Origin of the sequence: Halobacillus sp. BBL2006 (assembly GCF_000786645.1) — a bacterium.
Taxonomy (GTDB): Bacteria; Bacillota; Bacilli; order Bacillales; family Halobacillaceae; genus Halobacillus.
The window spans coordinates 1-4,608 of record NZ_JRNX01000035.1 but is presented as its reverse complement, the minus strand read 5'-3'; the positions used below and the strand labels follow the sequence as shown (position 1 = coordinate 4,608).

Genomic DNA, 4,608 nt, shown 5'->3' with positions numbered 1-4,608 from the left:
CCCGCCATACTTGTTGGTTTGTTCGCCCTTATCGGACTCCTTGTGCAACGAAAGAATACAGGCGATGTGGTTTCAGGAACACTTAAAACAATCATGGGCTTTGTGATTCTTGGGGCAGGGGCGAATGTCCTTGTCCAGTCCCTGAGTCAGTTCAGCAGCATGTTCAATGAAGCCTTTGCCGTTGAAGGAGTCATTCCTAATAACGAGGCCATTGTTGCCCTAGCACAGGAAAGCTTCGGTACAGAAACGGCCATGATTATGCTTTTCGGTATGGTCGTCAATATAATACTTGCCCGCATCAGCCCTTTTAAATATATCTTTCTGACTGGGCACCATACAATGTTCATGGCCTGTCTGATTGCTGTTATCTTAACAACCGGAGGATTTACCGGAGCTGGTCTTGTTATTCTTGGCTCCATTGTTCTTGGTGCATTAATGGTGCTATCTCCAGCAATGCTTCAGCCGTTCACACGTAAAATCACAGGTTCCGATGACTTTGCTATCGGCCACTTCGGTTCATTTGGTTATCTTGTCTCTGCTTTAGTAGGGAAGGCTGTAGGTAAAGGCTCTAAATCAACAGAAGAAATCAAAGTGCCTAAATCTCTCAGCTTCCTTCGAGACACTTCAGTTTCCGTCTCCTTAACTATGGCGATCCTCTTTTTCATCGTCGCAGGCGCTGCTGGACCTGCTTTTGTCGAAGGTGAACTTAGCGGCGGACAAAACTTCCTTGTATTCGCCTTCATGCAAGGTCTTACATTCGCTGCTGGTGTCTACATCATTTTAGCTGGTGTACGTATGTTACTTGCTGAAATTGTACCAGCCTTTAAAGGAATTGCAGAGAAGATTGTTCCAGACTCAAAACCAGCACTAGACTGCCCGGCTATTTTCCCATTCGCTGGAAACGCTGTCATCATCGGATTCTTCTTCAGCTTTATTGCTGGACTCATAAGCATGCTGTTCCTGCCACTACTTGGATTAAAAGTCATTGTCCCAGGACTTGTCCCTCACTTCTTCACTGGTGCAGCTGCCGGAGTCTTCGGGAACGCAACCGGCGGAAGAAGAGGTGCCGTCATCGGTTCAATGGCGAACGGGGTGATCATCAGCTTCTTACCTGCCCTGTTACTACCAGTCCTAGGTTCTCTCGGATTCCAGGGTACTACATTCGGAGATGCTGACTTCGGAGTCGTTGGTATTGTACTTGGTAACCTGATTCGTATGGTTGAATCAAATGGTGTTGTGTTCGCAGCGATCTTAATCATCATAGGTCTTCTTTTCCTTCTTGGCTTCAGATCCAAAGGAAATGGAGATAAAGAAAATCCAGATACAGATATAGCTTAAAGATGATGTTTCAAAAAATCCCTTCTTGAATGCAGGAAGGGATTTTTTTTAATTTAAACTCAAATCCTTGGTGTTTCAGGAATTAATTAGGCCATTTACTCAGAGCATACGTTCCCATATAGGCTTTACGTCAATACTCAATAAAAAGAGACTATCTCTAAGTCAGATAGTCTCTTTAATACCCTACATAAAGAACCCAAGCGGGCTATTGCTTAACTGATCCATAATTCTTTCTACAACCGTCATACCAACAATAGCGAAGAAGATCGCCATCACAACGTTAGAAATGATTAATCCATAATAGACATCAATGCCTTGGTTTGTTTTCTTCTCTGCATTGATGGCAAACAGTAACGCGAAGTTTGAAACCATAAATAACCCTATTCCGACAATAAATAAGAATGTGCTGACGGCATTCATGGATAGTATGGCGAGAAGGTTAGACAAAAGCAGCAGACTCACAGGAATGACATTCAAGGCACCGTACTTTGACATGACCGATAGAAAGGAAACTTCAACTTTCATCAGTTTAGCTACACCCAAAGTTACTGCAGTAAAGACCGCTAGATAAATTAATAGATAGAAAAATGGCTGGAATACTACTGATCCAAACGATACTTCTACAACTCCATAAGTATTGACGCTTTTTGCTGTAAAATAAGTAAATAAAGGAATCAGGAAAGCAAGCAACACATGAGCGATCAGGCCGTTGACTTTGTCCTTTTCATTCGATTTTTTACTGGCTGCTAAAGGAGCTTTTAAGGATTGCAAAGCGAAATAGAAGAATTGGCGACTCGTATGTTTCGCTTTCTCCACATATTCACTATCTTGCTTAGGGGCAGCCACACTAGCTGCTGACATTTGCGTACCTTGCTGTTGCTGCTGGTGAGCCTTTGTGCTTGCTGGGACTTGCTGACTCTCCTGTCCTAGTTGCGAGCCACACCCTCCACAAAATTTCGCGTCTTCTTTCATCAAAGCTCCACACTGGGAACAATACATACTACCACGTTCCTTCCCTGAAATGTTATAAATCATCACGATCGGTCTCATTAATATCAATACGGCTGATCTGAAACTCATCTCCTGACACTTCAACCACATAGTCTTTATAACGGTCGTAGTGAGTCTGGTCGCCTTCATGATTGGTAAAAATAAATTTCTCATTGGTGGTGACTAGATAAGAATTCCCTTTGTATGGCTTTGCACTAAGGATAGTATTTTCCGTGAAATTGTAGGAAAACCCTTCATCTTTCAAGTCTCCAATGTATTCTTTTAAATCGTCTTCCGCTTTACTTCCAGAACGTAAATAAGAAGAAATTACTTGATAGTCAATTGTATTTAAAGCTCTCTCATAGGCGTCACGAAAAGCAAGGACGAAATTTCCAACTTCCTCCTTAACGAAAAAGTCTTCTTCTCCCTCTGGTGCTGCTGCAGTCACGATATCCTCCTCTTCAGATTCAAAAGTGAGGTCAACGCTGCCACTTGCGATTTGAGCATTGTCGAAGGTTCTTGTTTGATGTGTCTTCCCCTCTTTATCTTTCCATTCAGCAAAGAAGGTCACTGTTTCTCCCTCTGGAAAAGGTCCGATCGAGTCAAGTGAAGAAAGCTTCTGCTTTGTACTTTTTCCATTTATAAATAAAACAGCATCAGAGTGGTCCGTTTGAAAATTATACGTTTCAACCGGGAATTCTGCGGCCATCTCTTCCTTTGCTCCCCCCACAGAAGTAACCTCTAGCGTCTCTGTTGCAGCCAGATCTCCATAATCACTAGAAGCCTTTCCAGCTAATTCATAAACTCCAGGGTAAGCTTTTACTACGGTACCGTTCTCTTTTCCTTTTTCTACATCAACGGCAAGGTCATCGATAGAAAAGTTGGACGGTGAATAATTGGTGGCCACCGTGATTTGGTTCGGGATCGTTTTGATTTCATATGTATGATATAACTTCGGAACAACAGCCACTTTTTTCATGACAAACAATTGATCACCATAAGCACCCGTGATTTTGTGATCAAAAGCCGTTTTTTGAGCATCATTTTCAATCGCGTTTATCATTTGACTTCGTACGTATTCCCAATCTGAACTTTCTATGTAACTTAAAAACTCCTCTTTATGGAGAAGAGCTTCCTTGTCAACACTGACATTCTCGAAGAATGCGTCTGCATTTTTATCTGTGATCGCTCGATCCATGGCTTGTACCTGCTTCATCGGATCAATCATGGAAGTCACTATGAAATGCGCAGAAATTAGACCAATAACTATAACTGCAGCTACTGCCATACCAATCTTTGTTTTTCTAGTCATCGGTTCCCTCGGTGCTTTAGGTGGTTCTGAATACTGGGCTGGCTCCGTCTGACGTACCGGTTGATTTACGATGCGACTATCTCCTTGCTTCTCCCCACATTCCGTACAAAAACTTTGTTCATCCGTAAGCTGTTCTCCACAATTTGTGCAATATTTCAATGCATCATGCCCCTTTCCTATTAAGATAACTCCACTCTACGAAAAACAACTTATAAATTATGTGTATTCACCCCCATTTACGTTATTAATAATAATTAAAAAGACCTAAAACTTTTTAACTCCGACTATTATACCAACAATTTTGGAAAAAGATAGTCATGATACCGAATTTTTCAAAGTTAAGTAAAGTTTGAAGAACATCAAAAAGCCAAAAGAGGAGTAATGTGGAAAAAAGAGTTGAAACGACATAAAATTAACTAGTCAAATTCTATTTATAGATGATTTTAACATAAATATGCCTAAATAAGTTCCATATTTTTGTAATATTAAGATTAATTAGAAAATTATAATTATAACTTTAGAAAAATGAGTCTATTCTGTCAGATTCCCAGTGGCGAATTGAACGAGGATTGTAAGGGGTTCAAACGATAGGAATGAAAAAGAGGATGCTTTTGGAACAGCATCCTCTTTTCGATCTAAATCTACAATTTTATGTGAGAAGATAGAGTAAACATAGATAAGCTAACTACTTACTAAAAAGCCCGAGCAACTTCGACCGCTTCACTTTCTCAGGTTCAAACGTCTCCACCATATTTCCTTCTACCACCGCCTCAGCATTTTCAGCGAAGAAGTACACCATCTCAAGGTCGTGTTCTGCTCTTACTTCTGTATAAGCTTCCGTTAAACAGAATCCCCGACTGGATGAATTATGCGCATCACAGGAAATCAGGTGAACCAAATTCGCATTGATTAGATCATGAGAGAACTTCTGACGCTTTTTGCCATTATGCCCGCATACGCTCCCCGCC

4 protein-coding genes are annotated in these 4,608 nt (G+C 41.2%); 1 reads left to right on the top strand and 3 read right to left on the bottom strand.

Annotated elements, in window-relative coordinates; all coding sequences use genetic code 11:
- The coding region (locus LD39_RS01570; protein ID WP_035542152.1) for a PTS ascorbate transporter subunit IIC at nucleotides 1–1,338 on the top strand (1,338 nt) is incomplete at its 5' end.
- 183 nt (nucleotides 1,339–1,521) lie between these two features.
- Here LD39_RS01570 and LD39_RS01565 read toward each other — a convergent pair.
- From LD39_RS01565 to LD39_RS22910, 3 genes are all read right to left on the bottom strand, one after another.
- Nucleotides 1,522–2,373 (bottom strand): zinc ribbon domain-containing protein, encoded by an 852-nt coding sequence (locus tag LD39_RS01565; protein WP_156112548.1) that lies wholly within the window; start codon nucleotides 2,371–2,373, stop codon nucleotides 1,522–1,524.
- The gene (locus LD39_RS01560; protein WP_035542147.1) at nucleotides 2,363–3,799 is read right to left on the bottom strand and encodes a zinc-ribbon domain-containing protein; all 1,437 of its coding nucleotides are present in this window, start codon (nucleotides 3,797–3,799) and stop codon (nucleotides 2,363–2,365) included. The genes LD39_RS01565 and LD39_RS01560 overlap by 11 nt, the downstream gene beginning before the upstream one ends.
- A 526-nt stretch (nucleotides 3,800–4,325) precedes the next feature.
- Nucleotides 4,326–4,608, bottom strand: a 283-nt coding sequence (locus tag LD39_RS22910; protein WP_035542145.1) for a CpsB/CapC family capsule biosynthesis tyrosine phosphatase, incomplete at its 5' end; no start/stop codon positions are given.

What these genes read in the sequence shown, in the direction of transcription:
- LD39_RS01565 (WP_156112548.1), bottom strand. Translation starts at nt 2,373, where the DNA reads ATGATTTATAACATTTCAGGGAAGGAACGTGGTAGTATGTATTGTTCC.